We start from the raw sequence: 18326 nt of genomic DNA, 5'->3' as shown, positions 1-18326 counted from the left end.
GAAAACATATAAAAAGACGATGTGGGGAAAGGGAATTCATAATGAAACAACAAACAAAAGAGGAACGTGTACACGGTGTCTTTGAAAAGATTTCTGATAATTATGATTCCATGAATTCAGTAATCAGTTTCCAGTTACATAAGCGTTGGCGTGCCGATACGATGAAAAAAATGGATGTTAAACAGGGAGATCAGGCACTGGATGTATGCTGCGGTACAGCTGACTGGACGATAGCGCTGGCGAGACAGGTTGGCGACTCTGGTAAGGTAACGGGTTTGGACTTCAGTAAAAATATGCTCAAGATTGGCGAACAAAAGGTTAAAAAGGAGCAGTTAAATAATGTGGAACTGCTTCATGGGAATGCAATGGAGATTCCCTTTGAAGATAATACATTTGACTTTGTCACAATTGGATTTGGTCTTCGGAATGTCCCTGACTACTTAACGGTATTGAAAGAAATGAACCGTGTTCTGAAACCGGGTGGCATGGCTGTTTGTTTAGATACTTCTCAACCGACGTTACCGGTTTACAGACAGCTATATTATTTTTATTTTAAGCATATTATGCCTCTCTTGGGTAAATTATTGGCTAAGAGTTACAAGGAGTATTCCTGGCTGCAGGAATCTGCATCTGATTTTCCAAGTGCACCGGCATTGAAAAGACTCTTTGAAGAAGCCGGTTTTGTGAAGGTTAAATATAAACCTTATTCCGGTGGTGCAGCTGCGTCTCATTTTGGATTCAAACAATCAAAATAAAGGGCGCATATTAGTTTAACGGGAAGTGGAACTATGAAATTACCAAAATTGTATTCAATTTTCAGACAGGATATCCAATTAATCGAAAAAGAGCTGCGTTCATCGATACAAACTGAATGCAGACCACTTCAGGAAGCATCTATGCACACTCTGAAAGCTGGAGGCAAACGGATACGCCCTGTTTTTGTACTGCTCACCGCAAAATTTGGAGAGTATGATATTAATCAAATTAAGCATGCTGCAGTTGCTCTGGAACTTATTCACTCAGCATCATTAGTACATGATGATATCATTGACGAAGCCAAACTGCGTAGGGGATCACTGACGGTTTGTTCCAAATGGGATAATAAAATGGCTACTTATACAGGAGATTACATATTTGCCAGGGCTCAGGAGCTTATGACTCATATTAAAGATCCATTGGCACATCAGGTAGTAGCTAAAACCATCATGGAAGTCAGCATTGGCGAAATAGAACAAATACGTGATAAATACAATTTTGATCAAAATCTACGTAACTATTTAAAGCGTATTAAACGAAAAACGGCTGTCTTAATTGCGGCCAGCTGCCAATTAGGTGCGATCAGTGCAGGGGTATCGGAGGATATACACAAAAAATTATTCTTGTATGGATACTATGTGGGCATGTCCTTTCAAATAATGGATGACATACTTGATTTCACGGCCTCTGAAAAAGATCTAGGGAAACCTGCGGGTAGTGATTTGTGGCAGGGGAATATTACCTTACCTGTTTTGTATGCCTTACAGCAACCGCAATTGGCCAAGCTTATCCGAACTGTTCACGAAGATATGAGGTTAGAAGAGTTGCAGCCTATACTCGAATCTATCAAGCAATCAGGAGCAATCGAGAAATCCATCGACTTAAGCAATGCTTACCTGGATAAAGCATTTGATATTCTAGAATTATTGCCAGAGTCGAAGAATACGGATTATTTATATGAAATAGCAAGATTTATCGGAAAAAGGAAATACTAAAATGCTATTTCCTTTTTCGTTTGCTTTATACATGTAAATAATGGTATTATTCTTTCTGAAAGCCCATACATACGAACAGAGGTGTAATTATGGAAAAAACATTTTTAATGGTTAAACCAGATGGTGTACAAAGAAATTTAATCGGGGAAATTGTATCACGTTTAGAAAGAAAGGGCTTTCAGCTTGTTGGAGCGAAATTGATGATGATTCCAACAGAGACGGCTGAAAAGCATTACGAGGAACATAAAGAGCGTCCTTTCTTTGGTGAATTGGTTGACTTTATTACATCAGGACCAGTTTTTGCAATGGCATGGCAAGGGGAAAATGTGATTGCGACTGCTCGTCAAATGATGGGATCTACCAATCCAAAAGATGCTGCTCCTGGTACAATTCGCGGAGATTATGGTGTAACGGTAGGCAAAAACATTATCCATGGCTCTGATTCACCTGCAAGTGCCGAGAGAGAACTTGGAATCTTCTTTAAAGAAGAAGAGCTTGCTGAATATACAAAATTAGCGAATGAGTGGATTTATTAAGTAGATAGATAAAGATTAAGGGCTGTCAACAAGGTTGGCGGCTTTTTTAATTGCATATCTTACCGGTTTATGGGGGTTTATAGAAAAGATCATGTGATCGTTATGGGCATACGTAATAAGTGTGGTTATATCATTGAATCTGCTAATTTTGTATACTTATAGTAAAAGAATTTATTGGAGTCGTAGGGGTATATGATAAAAATTAATGATGACTATCAGGGGTTTGTTAAAGGGATTAACTATTTAACAGGAATCAATTTATCTTTATATAAGGAAGCGCAAATGAAAAGAAGAATTACCTCCTTATATGAAAAACAAGGTTTTAATGGGTTTCAGGATTATTACAATCATCTTCGTAAAGACCAGTATTTATTAAATGAGCTTCTGGACCGTATGACGATTAATGTTTCGAACTTCTTTCGGAATTATAGAAGGTGGGAGGTTTTGGAGAAGGAGATTCTGCCAGAATTATTGTCTGAAAAAAAGACTTTGAAAATTTGGAGCGCCGCTTGTTCAACTGGTGATGAACCCTATTCACTTGCCATGGTGCTAACCCGCTTAAATGCCCTGAATCGTGTCTCTATCCTGGCAACCGATATAGATCAGAATGCCTTAGAAATTTGCAGGAGAGGCATTTATTCAGAAAAATCTTTGGGGGAAGTACCAGTAGAGTTAAAGAATAAGCATTTCGAATTCGTGGATGGATTTTATCATATTAATCAACAGATAAAAAATGCGGTCACGTTCAAGAAACATAATTTACTGGCTGATTCGTATGGCCAATCATACGATTTAATCATATGCCGTAATGTTTTGATTTATTTTACGGATGAAGCAAAGGGTTTATTATATAAGAAATTTTCCCAATCACTTCGTCCTGGCGGAGTTTTGTTTGTGGGCAGTACTGAACAGATCTTCAACCCAACTGTATATGATTTTATCAGTGCAAATACGTTTTTTTATAAAAAGAGAAATCATCATAGGGTACATAGCTAATAGACATACTGAAATGAAAGATAATCAGGAGACGTCGGCAGAGAGTGAATGGTAGTACCTTGTTAATCTGATGTACAATATAAGCAAGAAAATTACCATAAGAATAACAGTATATGATATATTATTACATAAATGCTTTAAAGTGATGAAGGAGGAGCCTTATGAGATATATAACTGCTGGGGAATCCCACGGCCCCCAATTAACAACTTTAATAGAAGGATTACCTGCAGGAATGCCGTTGTCTGAGGAAGATATCAACAAGCATCTTGCCAGGAGACAAAAGGGATATGGACGCGGTAGAAGAATGCAAATTGAAAAAGATACAGTAGAGATTACAGCAGGAATTCGTCATGGCAGGACATTAGGATCACCTGTTGCTCTGCAAGTTAAAAACCGGGACTGGACTCATTGGACCCATGTCATGGGAATTGAGCCAATAGATGAAAAGGCAGAAGACGAAATTAAACGTAAAATCACAAGACCGCGCCCAGGGCATGCTGACCTGAATGGCGGTATGAAATATGGACATAGGGATTTGCGCAATGTTTTAGAGCGCTCGTCTGCAAGAGAAACAACTGTCCGAGTGGCAGCGGGAGCTGTTGCGGTGAAACTGCTTAGTCTGCTTGGTATAGAAATTGTTTCGCATGTTGTTGAAATCGGTGGCATTAAAGCAGCTGAAACAGAGGTTAAGGATATTAAAGAGATCCAACAGCTGGCAGAGGATTCTCCGGTTCGCTGTCTTGATGAAAAAGCTGCTGAGAAGATGATGGAAGCCATTGATTTGGCTAAAAAGAATGGCGATACATTAGGTGGTGTCGTTGAAGTAGTGGCGACTGGAATGCCTGCTGGTGTCGGGAGCTATGTTCATTATGATCGTAAACTAGATGCAAAAATTGCAGGTGCAATCCTTAGTATTAATGCATTTAAGGGTGTCGAATTCGGGATTGGCTTTGAAGCGGCCAGAATTCCAGGCAGTCAGGTGCATGATGAAATCATTTGGGAGGAAGGACAGGGATATAGCCGTAAAACGAATCGCCTAGGCGGTTTTGAAGGCGGAATGACAACTGGAATGCCTGTAGTAGTGCGTGGAGTTATGAAACCAATCCCTACCTTGTATAAGCCGCTCAAAAGTGTGGATATTGACACGAAAGAGTCGTTTACAGCCTCGATAGAACGCTCTGATGCATGTGCTGTTCCGGCAGCGGCAGTCGTTGCTGAGCATGTGGTAGCATGGGAGCTTGCCAATGCAATCATTGAACAGTTTTATTCTGATCGGATGGAGACATTGGTTGAATCCGTTAATCAGCAAAGAATGTATGCGAGGGAATTCTAATGGAAACTATTCAAATTAAAACTTCTTCAAAGGAGTATCCGATTTTTATAGGTGATGGAGTGATTGAAGAGCTCCCCATATTTTTGGAGAAAAATTTCAAAGGAAAACCAAAAGTATATATGATATCGGATGAACTGGTATCTTCTCTTTATTCAGAGCTGATTGAAACGTTGTTGGCCAAACGTGGCTATGAAGTAATCATCCATGCCGTACCAACAGGAGAAAGAGCAAAATCATTCTCTGTATACGAAGAATGTTTAACGGTAGGATTTGAAAATAAACTTGATCGTGACAGCCTCGTGTTAGCTCTGGGCGGGGGAGTGGTTGGAGATTTAGCTGGATTTGTAGCTGCGACCTATATGAGAGGCATTCCCTACATTCAACTGCCAACAACCTTGCTGGCTCATGACAGTGCAGTTGGAGGAAAAGTGGCTATTAATCATCAGCTGGGTAAAAATCTAGTAGGCTGTTTCTATCAACCGGAGGCAGTCTTCTATGATAGTTCCTTTTTATCCACTTTACCAGAGAAGGAATGGCGCTCAGGATTTGCGGAGTTAATTAAGCATGCGCTGCTATGCAGTAAATCCTTTTATGATGATTTAAGAAATCAGTATTGCAGTATTTCTGACCTGCAATCCAAATCATTGGCTTCGTATATAAAAAAAGGGATTTCTGTTAAAGCTACTATTGTATCGGAGGATGAAAAGGAGAAAGGCTCGCGTGCTTTTCTTAATTTTGGTCATACATTAGCTCATGCGATTGAAGGGGCAGCTGGATATGGAGTGGTAACCCACGGGGAAGCTGTAGCCTTTGGTATGTTATTTGACCTATATTTGAGCCAAAAGTATGCTGATTTTTCTTTTAATCTAACTGCATTTAAGGATTGGTTAACCAATTTAGGCTATCTACAAATACCAAAAGAAATTTTATCAGCAGAATTATTGCTGCCATTTATGAAACTTGATAAGAAAAATAAACAAGGGACAATAGCGACGGTCCTTTTAAATGATTATGGCAGACCAGCCTTACATTCCTATTCTGATACGGAAATACAAGACGAATTAACCTATTTCTTAAACAATATAGTCGGAAGGGAGAAGGGTTATTCATTATGATGAGAGGCATCCGAGGAGCCATTACCATAGAAGCAAATAAAAAAGAACTCATTGAAAATAAAACAGAGATCTTACTTCGAGAAATGATTCAACAGAATCATCTTCAGGCAGAATCTATTGCATCTATATTCATATCTGTTACAGACGATATAGATGCAGGATTTCCAGCTGCTATTGTTAGAAAAATAGATGGATTTACATATGTTCCCGTTATGTGCATGCGTGAAATTCCAGTACCGGGTTCCTTATCATTGGCCATACGGATTATGATTCATGCCAATATGGATACAGCCCAAAAGGATATCAAGCATATTTATCTGGAGGGGGCTACGGTCCTTAGACCTGATTTAACAGAGAAATAAGCAATAAAAAAGGGGGAACTGGAGCTTTGAAATGGAAGAATCATTTATATACATTAGAGCCTTATAAGCCAGGCAAACCAATTGAGGACGTAAAAAGGGAGTTTGGGTTGGAGGAGATCATCAAACTGGCATCAAATGAAAACCCATATGGATATTCATCCGAGGTCGCAAAAACGCTGAAGGAAACAGAATGGTCACTTCCCTTGTATCCGGATGGCGGGGCCGTTAATTTGCGTGAAGTCTTATCTAACTATTTAGGAGTTGAAAAAAATCAGCTTATCTTTGGAAATGGTTCAGATAATATTATCCAAATGATAGCAAAGGCGATTCTTGCTCCTGGTGTAAATACGGTTATGTCTACGGGTACCTTTAGTCAGTATAGCCATAATGCCATTCTGGAGCAGTCAGAGATCAGGGAGGTGCCGCATATAAATGGCAGACATGATCTTGATGGCATGCTTCGTCAGATTGATGCTGACACGGGGATTGTGTGGATTTGTTCTCCTAATAATCCGACAGGCGAATACATAAGAGGTGAGGAGCTTCTCCCATTTTTGAGTCAGGTGCCTAACGATGTATTAGTTGTATTTGATGCAGCTTATTATGAGTACGTCACAGCTATAGATTATCCTGAAATCTTGCCGTTAATTAAACAGTTTGATAATTTAATCCTATTGCATACTTTTTCCAAGATTTACGGGATGGCGGCTTTGCGTATTGGTTATGGAGTGGCTAATTCCGATATTATCCGTATGCTTGAGCCTGCAAGAGAGCCGTTTAACGTCAATGCATTAGCTCAAAAGGCTGCGATTGCTGCTATAAGTGATCAACAATTTATTGAGGAATGCAAACAAAAAAATAGAGATGGTCTTCAGCAATATTATGAATTTTGTAAGATTTATAACTTAAGTTACTATCCATCACAAGCAAATTTTATCTTAATCGATACAGGTCATGATGGGAATGAAGTCTTTCAGTATTTAATGAGAAAAGGCTTTATCGTTCGTTCCGGCCAGGCTTTGGGTTTCCCGACATCCATTCGGATTACAGTTGGTTCTGACCAGCAGAATGAAGCTGTTTTGAAAGAGCTGAAAAATTTCCTTTTGATGAAAGAAAATAAAGAAATCAAATAGATAGTAGGTGAGGTGCCTCCATGCGTGGGAATGTATTAATGATAGGTCTTGGTTTAATTGGAGGATCCATTGCTTTATCTATTAAAAAGGAACATCCGAAGGCATTGATACTAGGGTATGATGTGGATCGAAAACAGGTGCAGCTGGCAAAAGCATTAAAAGTAATAGATGAAGAAATTACGGATTATAAAGAGGCTGCCGGAAGAGCAGATGTTATCATTATCGGAGTCCCGGTGCAAGCTACATCAACCGTTATGGAAAGCCTGTCAGCATGTACGCTGAAAAAAAACGTTATAATTACGGATGTAGGAAGTACAAAGGCAAAGATCATGAAAGAAGCAGAGCGTTTGTTTAGCATGAATTATACGTTTATAGGCGGTCACCCAATGGCTGGATCTCATAAAAGCGGAGTAGCTGCGGCAAAAGTGCATCTTTTTGAAAATGCTTTTTATATATTGACACCGGCTGCTCATGCAGGTGTTAAAGAGGTTGCTGAGCTGAAGATGTGGCTAAAGGGGACGAAAGCCAAATTCATTGAAGTGGATGCTCATGAGCACGATTTAATGACAGGTGTCATCAGTCATTTGCCGCATATTATGGCAGCCTCGATTGTTAATCAGGCTGAACAGGCTGAAGCGAAACATGATTTAGTTGCAAGACTTGCTGCCGGAGGATTCAGGGATATTACCCGAATAGCTTCATCCAGTCCCCAAATGTGGAAGGATATTCTGATTCAAAATGATCAAGTATTAATCGATCTTTTGGACTCCTGGATAGATGAAATGTCAGAGGTGAGAGAATGGATTCGTACGAAGGATGAGGCAAGATTATATTCCTTTTTCCAAAGTGCAAAAATGTTTCGTGATGAGATGCCGGCCCGTAAAAAGGGTGCAATTCCGTCCTTTTATGATTTATATGTGGATGTCCCGGATTATCCAGGGGTCATTTCGGAGATTACCGGTTATTTAGCAAAATCTAATATAAGTATTACTAATATAAGAATCATTGAGACGCGTGAAGAAGTGTACGGTGTATTGGTGATTTCCTTCCAATCAGGTGAAGATCGCAAACTAGCGGTGGAATGTTTACGTGATGCAACTAATTACGATACTTATTATGACTGAGATAAAAAAGGAGGAAAGGCATGGGAAAAATCCTATTATTCAAAAACCCCCAGTTGAAAGGCACGATTGAAGTGCCGGGAGATAAATCTATTTCGCACAGAGCGGTCATGTTTGGGGCAATAGCGGAAGGGAAAACGACCGTATATCATTTCTTAGAGGGTCAGGATTGCTTAAGTACTATTGAGTGTTTTCAAAAAATGGGTGTGGATATACAAAGAGAAGGCGATAAGGTCACCATCCAGGGTAATGGATATGGCGGTTTAAAGGAGCCGATTGGCTTGCTGGATGTCGGCAATTCGGGGACAACCATCCGACTTCTTATGGGGTTACTCGCCAACCAGCCCTTTTCTATCACTTTCACTGGTGATGAATCCATTGCAAAAAGGCCAATGAGAAGAGTGGTAGATCCGCTGAGGAAAATGGGAGCAAGAATATCCGGAAAAGAGGATGGTAACTTTATACCGCTTGAAATGAACCAAGGTGAGCTGTCAGGTATTGAATATGAGCTTCCGGTAGCAAGTGCCCAGGTGAAATCAGCTATTCTTTTGGCTGGATTACATGCGAAAGGAACCACAACGGTCATTGAAAAAGCAGCCACGAGGGATCATACTGAACGGATGATTGAATCGTTTGGGGGGAGCATCCATATCGACGGCAATATGATCAGAGTTACAGGAAATCAGGTGCTGAGCGGAAAGGATGTTCATGTTCCCGGAGATATCTCCTCTGCAGCGTTTTGGATGGTTGCCGGTACCATTGTACCAAACAGTGAGATTATATTAAAGAACGTTGGGCTGAATCAAACAAGAACGGGGATTATTGATGTTTTGAAAGAAATGGGAGCAAATATTGAAATTCAGTTAGACAAACTCGGAGAACTTGCGGAAGAATCCGGTACGGTTACAGTAAAAACTTCCTCTTTAAAGGGGATAACAATTGCCGGAGATATCATTCCAAGGTTAATTGATGAGCTGCCTGTTATTGCCCTGTTAGCTTCACAGGCTAAGGGAAAAACCGTCATTAAAGATGCTGCTGAGTTAAAGGTTAAAGAAACAAATCGAATTGATGCCATCGCTACTCAATTGGGTGCGCTTGGTGTTGATATAACTCCAACAGACGATGGTTTAATCATTGAGGGAGAACAAACCTTGCATGGAGGTACGGTGGACAGCCTGGGGGACCACCGTATCGGAATGACATTGGCGATTGCTTCACTGCTTTCCAAAGACTCTGTAGTATTAAACAATGCTGATGCCATTTCAGTATCCTATCCAGGTTTCTTTGATGATTTAATTAAGCTTGTATCCATTCAGGAATAAAAGAGAGGGGAACCTCTCTTTTTTGGTACTAAAATTTCTGATAGTTTCATAGCATGTCTAAAAGAAAGTCAATGAAACCCTTGCCTTTACACATGTAAAAATGGTTGATAGGGCGGTGAAAATGTAATCAATTAAATGGATAGATAGAATGAAATGGAAGAGTACGATTCGGTCGCTTTTTGTTAAATGATAAAGTATACTTATATAACCTTAAAATTAAGACTCCAAGCTCTATACCACAAAAAAATCATTTAATTTCCTTATCAGATAAATATTTTTTTCTGGAGTTTCCATTAGCTCTTTATACAGGTTAAAAAAAGTGAGTATAATAGGGGTAATAACAAAATTTTAGAGGCTCCGGATTGGACGAACATTATTTTGCCGAATGACCAGCAGATTTGTTATAGATTTAGGGAAACAGAAAGGAATACCAATGATGAAAATTGAATCAATTATAAAAAAACTGATGCAAGGTGAATTTGAAGAAGCTAAAAAACATATAAATCAGATTAAGCAATCCAACAATGATGACGATGTTTATACCTTGGCGGAAGAAATCGCTTCACTTGGGTTTATGGAAGAGGCAAAGGAGCTTTTTGAAGAATTGCTGAAGCGTTATCCCGATGAAGGAGAGATTTTATTTTCATTGGCTGAAGTATCAACTGAATTGGGGCAGGAAGAGGAAGCATTGTTGTATTTAGAGAAAATTGATCAGGAAGATCCGATGTACCCAGGAGCACTCCTATTATTAGGGGATTTATATCAGGGAATGGGTATGGAGGAGGTCAGTGTTCAAAAGCTGAAAGAGGCCAATCGAATTTTACCGGATGAACCTATTGTAAAATTTGCTCTTGCAGAACTTTATTATCAACAAGGACATTTCCGTTCGGCTGTAGAATTATATAGCAGTATCTTAAAGAATGAGACTGTAATAAATGGCGTTTCAATTTATAAGAGATTAGCCTTATCACTTGTATCATTGGGCGAATTTGAAGAGTCGCTCCCTTATTTCAAGAAAGCTGGCAGGGAGGATGATGACGTAAATTTATTGTTTGAATATGGATTTGCTGCGTATCATGCAGGAGAATTTCCAACGGCAATAGCTAAGTTTACAGAGCTTAAGGAAATAGACCCTGCCTATCATTCACTTTATTTGTATTTAGCCATGGCCTATGAAGAGTCCCTTGATTTGGAAAAAGCACTGGATGTTGCAGAAGAAGGGATTAAGGAAGATCCTTTCAATAAGGAAATATTCCTGTATGGTGCTGAGCTAGCAACTAAGCTTGGAAATACAGAGAAAGCTATTAAATGGCTATCGGAGGCTATTGCGATTGATCCGGGTTACCTCGAGGCAATTCTAACTTTAGGCAAGCTTTATTTACACGAAGAAATGTTTGACCATGTCATTGATTTGGTATCCTCTGTTAGAGCGATGGGGGAGGATGACCCGCAATTTAATTGGCTCCTGGCAACGGCATATTCAGAGCTTGAGGAGTATAGTGAAGCATTATCATGTTACAAAGAGGCACATGAATTTTTTGGAGATAATAGAGACTTTTTACATGAATACGGTTATTTCTTGCTGGAAGACAGTAAATTTGAAGAGGCCAGGTCGATATTTAAGACATTACTCCACGAAGACCCAAGCAATGATGAGTATATTGATATTTTAGAACGAATTTAACTAATTTGTACAGAGGAGGGCTCCACCTTGAAAACCCCTGTTTCTGTCGATGAGAAGAAGGAATTTATACGCTGGTTTCTGAACCATTACCAATTAAAGCGCAGAGAATGTGTATGGATATTAAATTACTTAATGAGTCATGATCAGCTCATGATGAATGTTCATTTCGTGGAAGGAGCTAAGTATTGTCCAAAAGGAATGGTTATGTCCACTCATTGTGTGGAAGATGTGCCATTTAGATTCTATAAGAGTAATATCATGACAACTGACGCAGAGAAGTCATTCCATGATATACGGCTTAATAAGGACGAGGATATCTACATACAATTGAATTTCAGGACAGCCTACTCATCCTATCAGTATGCAGCCGTACTTGAGGAAAATCCTTATCAGCCAAAAAACCTCCCCGGTAATGAACAGGATCAATATATTGCAGAAAATATTTTAAAAATCAGTCTATCAAGATTCGAAGAGGAACGGTTAGCACAGATGATTGATGAGGCAATTGATAACCGTGATATAGAATTATTTAATAAATTAAGCAGTCAGTTGAAAAGAATCCGATCTCAGGAATCTTTTAACTAATAGCAGCCACACATATTTCTTTGAGAGAAAGAGATTATGTGTGGTCTTTTTTATGCTTCCACGCTTGATTTGGCAGTTGCTTATCCCAGCAGGATGAGGAACAAAGATTTCTCCCTGAATTGTAAGCTTATTTGTATATATTTTACTTATTATGTTTTACAATGGAAAAAGAAGTCGAGGGGGAAAATTATGAAATATCAGTCAGTTGATACAGAATTATTTAGTAAATCCAAAGAATATATTGATACTATAGTTATCCCGTTAAATCCGGTTGATTTTGATGATACATTTAGCCAGACGGTATCATCCTATGAATTTATGACATTGCTGACGCATGAGCTCGAAAAAGAATTAAAGGGCCGTCTATTTTTAGCCCTACCTCTGCCATATATTAAAAATAGTAAGACAGAGGAGAAATTAAATCTCTTGTCTGTTTGGGTAGATTATTATAGAGGTCAGGGATTTAAATATATCCAATTTCTCACTACTGACAGTAAATGGACAAGTTTAGATGAGAGCGGACATGTTTTATGGATACCGGCAATCCCCATCGAAAAAATGCCTCTTGATGCGATTAAAACAGTTATAAGTGATCAAATGAAACAGCTTGTTGATATACTAACAGAATCCTGGAATAAATGATGTTTTTGTAAGTAAATAGTATATTGGTATAAAACAGGAAAAATAAAACATGTATTTCCTTAACTGGGAGTTTATTGACCTATTAAAAATATTAGGATATTATTGTAATGTCCTAGTTTTATGGAGTTTGTGCAATTTTCTATTTTGTATGACTTTTTCGATATAAGGGGGGGAGAAATTTTATGAGCAGCCAAAAAGTATCAAGACGCCAATTTCTGAATTATACGCTTATGGGCGTTGGGGGGTTCATGGGAGCGGCAACACTTATGCCTATGCTGCGTTTTGCAGTCGATCCAGCTTTGAAAGCGAATGCATCTGGGGAGTTCATTAATACCGGATTAAAAATATCTGAGATTACTGAAACACCAACTCGTGTCGATTATAAAACTGAGGTTAAAGATGGTTGGTACGAAGCTGAAGAGACAAGAACAGCATGGGTTTACAAGGATGAGAACGGCAAGATAGTTGCCCTTTCTCCGGAATGTAAACACTTGGGGTGTACGGTGAACTGGGAAGGATCAGAAGATCATAAGAATGAATTTTACTGTCCATGTCACGGGGGGCGTTACGAAAAGAATGGTAAAAACATTCCGAAAACACCTCCAATCGGGCCGCTCGATGTTTACGACAAGCAGGAAAAAGATGGAGTATTATACTTGGGCAATGCAAAAGAAAACGAAGTGTAGGGAGGCATAATCAATGCTTAATAAAATGTACGATTGGATTGATGAGCGATTGGATATCACGCCATTATGGCGCGACATTGCTGATCATGAAGTCCCTGAGCATGTAAACCCTGCCCATCACTTTTCGGCATTTGTTTATTGTTTTGGGGGATTGACGTTTTTCATCGTAGTCATTCAAATTTTATCCGGAATGTTTTTAACCATGTATTATGTGCCGGATATTAAAAATGCATGGGAATCTGTTTATTATTTACAAAATGAAGTTGCTTTTGGTCAAATTGTTCGGGGCATGCATCACTGGGGAGCAAGTGTCGTCATTGTCATGATGTTTTTACATACTCTTCGTGTGTTCTTCCAGGGTGCCTATAAAAAGCCCCGTGAACTAAACTGGATTGTTGGAGTTTTAATTTTCTTTATAATGCTAGCTCTAGGATTGACAGGGTATCTGCTTCCTTGGGATATGAAAGCGTTATTCGCTACAAAAGTAACGTTGACCATTATCGATTCGGTGCCATTCATCGGGCCATACTTAAAAACGTTGCTTGCTGGTGACCCTACGATTGTCGGGGCGCAAACCTTAACGCGTTTCTTTGCGATTCATGTATTCTTCCTTCCAGCGGCGCTTATTGGACTAATTGCAGCTCACTTCTTAATGATACGCAAACAGGGAATATCAGGACCGCTATAAGATATTAGTTGAAAATGGAAATGTTACGAAGGAGGGGATATCCTTATGCATCGTGGTAAAGGAATGAGATTTGTAGGGGATTCAAGGATAAGCGCAGATAGAAAACCGAATATTCCAAAAGATTATTCAGAGTATCCAGGAAAAACAGAAGCCTTTTGGCCCAATTTCTTGCTGAAAGAATGGATGGTAGGTGCTGTATTTTTAGTAGGTTTTTTATGTCTTACAGTTGCCCATCCATCACCGCTCGAAAGGATTGCTGACCCAACAGATACGGGATATGCGCCTTTACCTGACTGGTACTTTATGTTCTTGTATCAATTGCTTAAATATTCATATGCTTCCGGGCCATATAATTTAATCGGGGCTTTGGTTATTCCGGGACTAGCTTTTGGTGCATTAATGCTTGCACCGTTTCTGGATCGCGGACCGGAACGCAAACCAACTAAACGGATTTTCCCAGTAGGTTTTATGTTGCTTGCATTTGCAGCTATATTTTACCTAACATGGGAAACTGTTTCTCAACATGACTGGGCAGCAGCAAAGCTGCAAGGACAAATTGTTGAGGATGTAGCAATCGATAAAGAGTCAGAGGGATATAAATTATATCAAGGCCAAGGCTGTGTAAGCTGTCATGGGGACTCCTTACAGGGTGGAAATGGTCCTAAATTACTTGGTACAAAATTAGAGGTTGATGAAATCGGTCATATCGCTGTAAATGGTACCGAAAATAAAAAAATGCCACCAGTTTTTAAAGGTTCTGATGAAGAATTAAAAACTCTGGCAGAATTTATTAAGGGAGCAAATGCAGGCGGAGATTCAAAAGGGGAATAATGTTTTTTTGAGGGGTACTCAGATGAGTACCCCTTTTATCTGCTAAGATGATTGTCATAGTCGTCGTAATCATGTTGACAAATGAGGTGTAGTTATTTGTATTATTAATAATATGGGACGGCCAGTGAGCTTCCACCTGAATTGAAAAGCTCATATTTAGAGAGAAATTTAGAGTAGGGATGATTTGGCTGAAAATCAAGTAATCGAGCAACTTTATTTGGAATAATTCAGATTGTGATGGAGGATATTATGAATAGCTGGCTTTATGCTGTATTAAGAAATCGGACATTTTTATGGATTTTATTCACTGTTAATCTTTTGGGAACAATATACGGATATTATTGGTATAAAGGGCAGCTTGAAATAACACCAGTAGCCTTTCTTGCTTTTGTACCAGACAGTCCAACTGCCAGTTTATTTTTTTGTATTGCTGTTATTGGCTGGCTTTTAGGGCGCAATTTTGGTTTATTTGAAGCCTTAGCAATCGTTTCTCTATTTAAATATGGTATTTGGGCAGTTGTCATGAATATATTAACTTTCTCTGTAGAGGGTTATGTATCTTTGATCGCTGTCATGCTGATTCTATCGCATGCTGCAATGGCAATTGAAGGAATTCTTTATGCTCCATTTTATCGGGTTAAACCATGGCATTTAACCGTGGCTGGGATTGTCGTGTTACATAATGAAATCATTGATTATGTTTATGGGATGATGCCGACGTATAGTGTTTTGAATCAGTATATCCCTCAAATTGCTTATTTCACTTTTTGGCTGAGTGTACTTTCGATTGGAGTAGGGTATTGGTTTACTCTTCGTAAAAATCGGGAAATATACTCCATTCATCTCAGGCAATAAATGGTTCTAGTCTTGTCCCTTCACACATACGATTAAGTAGTATGAGGAGGGATATTTTTATGAAGTTTAAATCTTTATTTATCTCAATAGCCATTATAATATCATCAGGATTCATTACGACCTATGCTAACGGACCTGATAAACAAAATTCGTTAGAGACCCTTGCTGATCAATCCCTTCAATTTGCAAAAGTAGATAGACGTGATGAAGCAGAGCGTTTATTGGAAGCATTTTCAGATAAATTTTATGATCAGGCAATTGAGAGCTCAAACTATACAATGGATGAAATTAATATTATAACGATTGCCTATGAGGAAGCCATTCAAACTGTGAAAAATAAAGAAAAAACAGATGATGAAGTAATCAATGAAATAACGAAATTCCGATTAGTACTTGATGCTGTTCATAGTGATGGCGCACCATTATGGGCGAGTTTAAAGGATAGCATGATCTCTGCTGCAGGGGAAACAAAGGTATCGATCCAGAAACAGGATTCCATTGCTTTTCAGGAAAAATTAAATCATTTATTAACGATTTACAATATTATATATCCATCGTTGAAAATAGATGTAACACCTGAACGTTTTCAGCAAGTGGATGCCCATATTCAATTCATTGATCAATATCGTCCGCAAGTCTTTTCTGATCAATCACAAACTGATATGATTTCCTTAGAGGAGCAGCTGCGTGATATATTTGAGGAAGCAGAAAAAGATGATGCAGATCCATCCCTTTGGTGGGTAATCATTTCAACTGGAAGTATTATAATTATGACCTTATCCTATGTTGGATGGAGGAAATATAAAGCTTCAGATGATCAGCTTCATACAAAAAAGAAAAAACAGAATTTTTGATAAAATTTTGAATAATATCTATCCATTGACAGATGTAATACGACATTATTACAATTACCATAACACAACTATAAATAACAGAAATGAAATGGAGGATATAAATGAGCTTTTTAATTTATTTTATACTGCTTTTAATTATCCCAATTTATGCACAAATGAAAGTTCAAAGGGCTTACAAGAAATATTCACAGGTTCCTGCATCGAATGGTTACACGGGTGCGGAAGTTGCCCGTAAGTTGTTGGACGAAAATGGTTTGTACAATATACGAGTAGAAGAAACACATGGAGTATTAAGTGACCACTATGATCCTACAAATAAAGTGGTAAGATTATCATCAAGTAACTATCATGGTCATTCACTCGCCGGCACCGCTGTCGCAGCTCATGAGGTTGGCCATGCCATTCAGGATAAAGAAGATTATTCCTTTATGAGAATCCGTCATAAGCTAGTACCAGTTGCTAATATCGGTTCTAACTTTTCCTGGATTTTAATTTTAGCTGGGCTGTTGCTTGGCAGCTTAAATCTAGCATGGCTGGGAGTATTGTTTATGGGGGCAGCCGTGTTATTCCAATTCGTTACACTGCCGGTTGAATTCAATGCTTCTAACCGTGCTATGAAACAGGTTGTTGCTTTAGGTGTAATCAGGGCTGATGAAGAAAAAGAAACGAAAAAAGTCTTAGATGCCGCAGCCTTAACATATGTTGCAGCTGCAGCAGTTGCTGTACTTGAATTGTTACGATTTGTATTTATGCTAACCGGCATGAATGGTGAAGATTAATAAGAGAAACCCCCTTCGTATATGAAGGGGGTTTTCCTATATTGCTTATTTTTCAAGCGGATTTTTATTTTCATCCAACGTAAATCCTTCACCAAGTACATCATGTACGACAGATACGGAAACAAATGCATGTGGATCAATGGATGTAATAATGCTCTTAAGGCGTACAATTTCATTGCTGCCTACAACGCAATAAATCACATCGCGCTCCTGTTTGGTATATGAGCCAACCCCTTTGAGTAATGTAACACCGCGTTCCATTTGTTGATTAATCTTTTCAGCTATCACGGAATTGGAGTTGCTTATGATCATCACACCACGGGCTGCATATGCACCCTCTTGGATAAAGTCAATTACACGGCTGCCAATATAAACGAGGACAAGTGTATACATGGCTTGTTTATATTCCAAATACGTTACGAGTGATAAAACGATAACGCAGAAGTCAAACATAAACATGGTTTTTCCCATGCTCCAGCCTTTATATTTGAACATGAGCCGTGCGATGATGTCGACTCCGCCAGTCGTTCCGCCGTAACGGAAAATAATTCCTAAACCGACACCAATGCACACACCTGCAAATAAAGCCGCGAGCATTAGGTCATCCTTTAAAGGAATATGTATTTGATATTTTTCGAAAATCGCAATAAATACAGATACAGCGATGGTACCGATAAGTGTATACAAAAAGGTTTTTTTGCCCAACAGTTTATATCCTACAAAGAAAAGAGGTATATTTAATAAAATATTGGTAATCGAAGGGCTAATACCAGTTAAGTTATAAATTAAAAGGGTAATCCCTGTAAATCCCCCTTCACCTAATGCGTTTTGCATATTAAAATGAACAAGGCCAAAAGACATTATTGCAGCCCCTAATAATATCAGTATGACGTTTTTAAGCTTTAAGTTGAAAAACACATTCTAACCCCTTTCTTGCTAACTCAATTATTATTATAGTGTACAATTGAGGAAAAATAATGAATGATATCCTTTTGCATTCTATCATATTTATTGTTCGATAACTAAGAAATACGCTAACATTAAGAGAAAAG

Annotated in this window: 20 protein-coding genes; 19 read left to right on the top strand and 1 reads right to left on the bottom strand. The window is 38.7% G+C overall.

Annotated features, from left to right (window positions below):
- The first annotated feature begins 41 nt into the window (after positions 1-41).
- The 19 genes from F7984_RS11505 to F7984_RS11415 all read left to right on the top strand — a co-directional run bounded on the left by F7984_RS11505 (position 42) and on the right by F7984_RS11415 (position 17274).
- Positions 42-755 (top strand): demethylmenaquinone methyltransferase, encoded by a 714-nt coding sequence (locus F7984_RS11505; RefSeq protein WP_066107467.1) that lies wholly within the window; start codon positions 42-44, stop codon positions 753-755.
- 33 nt (positions 756-788) lie between these two features.
- Positions 789-1751 carry a heptaprenyl diphosphate synthase component II gene (hepT, locus tag F7984_RS11500; protein ID WP_066107464.1) on the top strand — a complete coding sequence of 321 codons (963 nt, stop codon included), beginning with the start codon at positions 789-791 and terminating at the stop codon, positions 1749-1751.
- 89 nt (positions 1752-1840) lie between these two features.
- Positions 1841-2287 carry a nucleoside-diphosphate kinase gene (ndk, locus tag F7984_RS11495; RefSeq protein WP_066107459.1) on the top strand — a complete coding sequence of 149 codons (447 nt, stop codon included), beginning with the start codon at positions 1841-1843 and terminating at the stop codon, positions 2285-2287.
- A 192-nt stretch (positions 2288-2479) separates the two neighbouring features.
- Complete coding sequence (locus F7984_RS11490) at positions 2480-3283, top strand: CheR family methyltransferase (protein WP_140461597.1); 804 nt, start codon at positions 2480-2482, stop codon at positions 3281-3283.
- A 161-nt stretch (positions 3284-3444) separates the two neighbouring features.
- Positions 3445-4617 (top strand): chorismate synthase, encoded by a 1173-nt coding sequence (aroC, locus tag F7984_RS11485; RefSeq protein ID WP_140461596.1) that lies wholly within the window; start codon positions 3445-3447, stop codon positions 4615-4617.
- Positions 4617-5732 carry a 3-dehydroquinate synthase gene (gene aroB, locus F7984_RS11480; RefSeq protein ID WP_140461595.1) on the top strand — a complete coding sequence of 372 codons (1116 nt, stop codon included), beginning with the start codon at positions 4617-4619 and terminating at the stop codon, positions 5730-5732. The genes aroC and aroB overlap by 1 nt, the downstream gene beginning before the upstream one ends.
- On the top strand, positions 5729-6094 hold the full coding sequence (aroH, locus tag F7984_RS11475; RefSeq protein ID WP_066107448.1) for a chorismate mutase: 366 nt from the start codon (positions 5729-5731) through the stop codon (positions 6092-6094). The genes aroB and aroH overlap by 4 nt, the downstream gene beginning before the upstream one ends.
- 26 nt (positions 6095-6120) lie before the next feature.
- The gene (hisC, locus tag F7984_RS11470) at positions 6121-7227 is read left to right on the top strand and encodes a histidinol-phosphate transaminase (protein ID WP_140461594.1); all 1107 of its coding nucleotides are present in this window, start codon (positions 6121-6123) and stop codon (positions 7225-7227) included.
- Between the two features lie 20 nt (positions 7228-7247).
- Entirely contained in the window at positions 7248-8351 is a 1104-nt protein-coding gene (locus F7984_RS11465) for a prephenate dehydrogenase (protein ID WP_066107442.1), read from the top strand.
- 20 nt (positions 8352-8371) lie between these two features.
- Positions 8372-9670, top strand: coding sequence for a 3-phosphoshikimate 1-carboxyvinyltransferase (gene aroA / locus F7984_RS11460; protein ID WP_140461593.1), 1299 nt, complete (start codon positions 8372-8374; stop codon positions 9668-9670).
- A 433-nt stretch (positions 9671-10103) separates the two neighbouring features.
- The gene (locus F7984_RS11455) at positions 10104-11354 is read left to right on the top strand and encodes a tetratricopeptide repeat protein (RefSeq protein ID WP_077248162.1); all 1251 of its coding nucleotides are present in this window, start codon (positions 10104-10106) and stop codon (positions 11352-11354) included.
- A 27-nt stretch (positions 11355-11381) separates the two neighbouring features.
- Positions 11382-11939, top strand: a complete 558-nt coding sequence (locus tag F7984_RS11450) for a ReoY family proteolytic degradation factor (protein ID WP_066107436.1) — start codon at positions 11382-11384, stop codon at positions 11937-11939.
- Between the two features lie 189 nt (positions 11940-12128).
- A complete protein-coding gene (locus tag F7984_RS11445) occupies positions 12129-12581 on the top strand; it encodes a DUF2487 family protein (protein WP_181162014.1) in 453 nt (150 codons plus the stop codon).
- Between the two features lie 182 nt (positions 12582-12763).
- Positions 12764-13267: a QcrA and Rieske domain-containing protein gene (locus F7984_RS11440; RefSeq protein WP_066107430.1), complete on the top strand. Its 504-nt coding sequence runs from the start codon at positions 12764-12766 to the stop codon at positions 13265-13267.
- Positions 13268-13280: 13 nt separating this feature from the next.
- Positions 13281-13955 (top strand): menaquinol-cytochrome c reductase cytochrome b subunit, encoded by a 675-nt coding sequence (qcrB, locus tag F7984_RS11435; RefSeq protein WP_066107427.1) that lies wholly within the window; start codon positions 13281-13283, stop codon positions 13953-13955.
- A gap of 45 nt (positions 13956-14000) precedes the next feature.
- Entirely contained in the window at positions 14001-14786 is a 786-nt protein-coding gene (locus tag F7984_RS11430; RefSeq protein ID WP_066107424.1) for a menaquinol-cytochrome c reductase cytochrome b/c subunit, read from the top strand.
- A gap of 249 nt (positions 14787-15035) precedes the next feature.
- Positions 15036-15641, top strand: a complete 606-nt coding sequence (locus F7984_RS11425) for a lipoprotein heptaprenylglyceryl N-acetyltransferase LhaT (protein WP_139891740.1) — start codon at positions 15036-15038, stop codon at positions 15639-15641.
- A gap of 59 nt (positions 15642-15700) precedes the next feature.
- Positions 15701-16495, top strand: a complete 795-nt coding sequence (locus F7984_RS11420) for a sporulation protein YpjB (RefSeq protein ID WP_066107420.1) — start codon at positions 15701-15703, stop codon at positions 16493-16495.
- Between the two features lie 101 nt (positions 16496-16596).
- Complete coding sequence (locus F7984_RS11415) at positions 16597-17274, top strand: zinc metallopeptidase (protein WP_066107416.1); 678 nt, start codon at positions 16597-16599, stop codon at positions 17272-17274.
- Between the two features lie 45 nt (positions 17275-17319).
- Here F7984_RS11415 and F7984_RS11410 read toward each other — a convergent pair whose 3' ends face one another.
- Positions 17320-18192, bottom strand: coding sequence for a YitT family protein (locus F7984_RS11410; RefSeq protein WP_066107413.1), 873 nt, complete (start codon positions 18190-18192; stop codon positions 17320-17322).
- Positions 18193-18326 lie beyond the last annotated feature (134 nt).

The organism is Pradoshia sp. D12, from assembly GCF_008935075.1.
Lineage (GTDB): Bacteria > Bacillota > Bacilli > Bacillales > Pradoshiaceae > Pradoshia.
The sequence above is the reverse complement of the archived record's forward strand: the minus strand, read 5'-3'. Positions and strand labels throughout refer to the sequence as shown.

Bases quoted from the DNA above. Each gene is read 5' to 3' on its own strand.
- F7984_RS11505 (WP_066107467.1), top strand. From the start codon at position 42: ATGAAACAACAAACAAAAGAGGAACGTGTACACGGTGTCTTTGAAAAG.
- hepT (WP_066107464.1), top strand. From the start codon at position 789: ATGAAATTACCAAAATTGTATTCAATTTTCAGACAGGATATCCAATTA.
- ndk (WP_066107459.1), top strand. From the start codon at position 1,841: ATGGAAAAAACATTTTTAATGGTTAAACCAGATGGTGTACAAAGAAAT.
- F7984_RS11490 (WP_140461597.1), top strand. From the start codon at position 2,480: ATGATAAAAATTAATGATGACTATCAGGGGTTTGTTAAAGGGATTAAC.
- aroC (WP_140461596.1), top strand. From the start codon at position 3,445: ATGAGATATATAACTGCTGGGGAATCCCACGGCCCCCAATTAACAACT.
- aroB (WP_140461595.1), top strand. From the start codon at position 4,617: ATGGAAACTATTCAAATTAAAACTTCTTCAAAGGAGTATCCGATTTTT.
- aroH (WP_066107448.1), top strand. From the start codon at position 5,729: ATGATGAGAGGCATCCGAGGAGCCATTACCATAGAAGCAAATAAAAAA.
- F7984_RS11465 (WP_066107442.1), top strand. From the start codon at position 7,248: ATGCGTGGGAATGTATTAATGATAGGTCTTGGTTTAATTGGAGGATCC.
- aroA (WP_140461593.1), top strand. From the start codon at position 8,372: ATGGGAAAAATCCTATTATTCAAAAACCCCCAGTTGAAAGGCACGATT.
- F7984_RS11455 (WP_077248162.1), top strand. From the start codon at position 10,104: ATGATGAAAATTGAATCAATTATAAAAAAACTGATGCAAGGTGAATTT.
- F7984_RS11445 (WP_181162014.1), top strand. From the start codon at position 12,129: ATGAAATATCAGTCAGTTGATACAGAATTATTTAGTAAATCCAAAGAA.
- F7984_RS11440 (WP_066107430.1), top strand. From the start codon at position 12,764: ATGAGCAGCCAAAAAGTATCAAGACGCCAATTTCTGAATTATACGCTT.
- qcrB (WP_066107427.1), top strand. From the start codon at position 13,281: ATGCTTAATAAAATGTACGATTGGATTGATGAGCGATTGGATATCACG.
- F7984_RS11430 (WP_066107424.1), top strand. From the start codon at position 14,001: ATGCATCGTGGTAAAGGAATGAGATTTGTAGGGGATTCAAGGATAAGC.
- F7984_RS11425 (WP_139891740.1), top strand. From the start codon at position 15,036: ATGAATAGCTGGCTTTATGCTGTATTAAGAAATCGGACATTTTTATGG.
- F7984_RS11420 (WP_066107420.1), top strand. From the start codon at position 15,701: ATGAAGTTTAAATCTTTATTTATCTCAATAGCCATTATAATATCATCA.
- F7984_RS11415 (WP_066107416.1), top strand. From the start codon at position 16,597: ATGAGCTTTTTAATTTATTTTATACTGCTTTTAATTATCCCAATTTAT.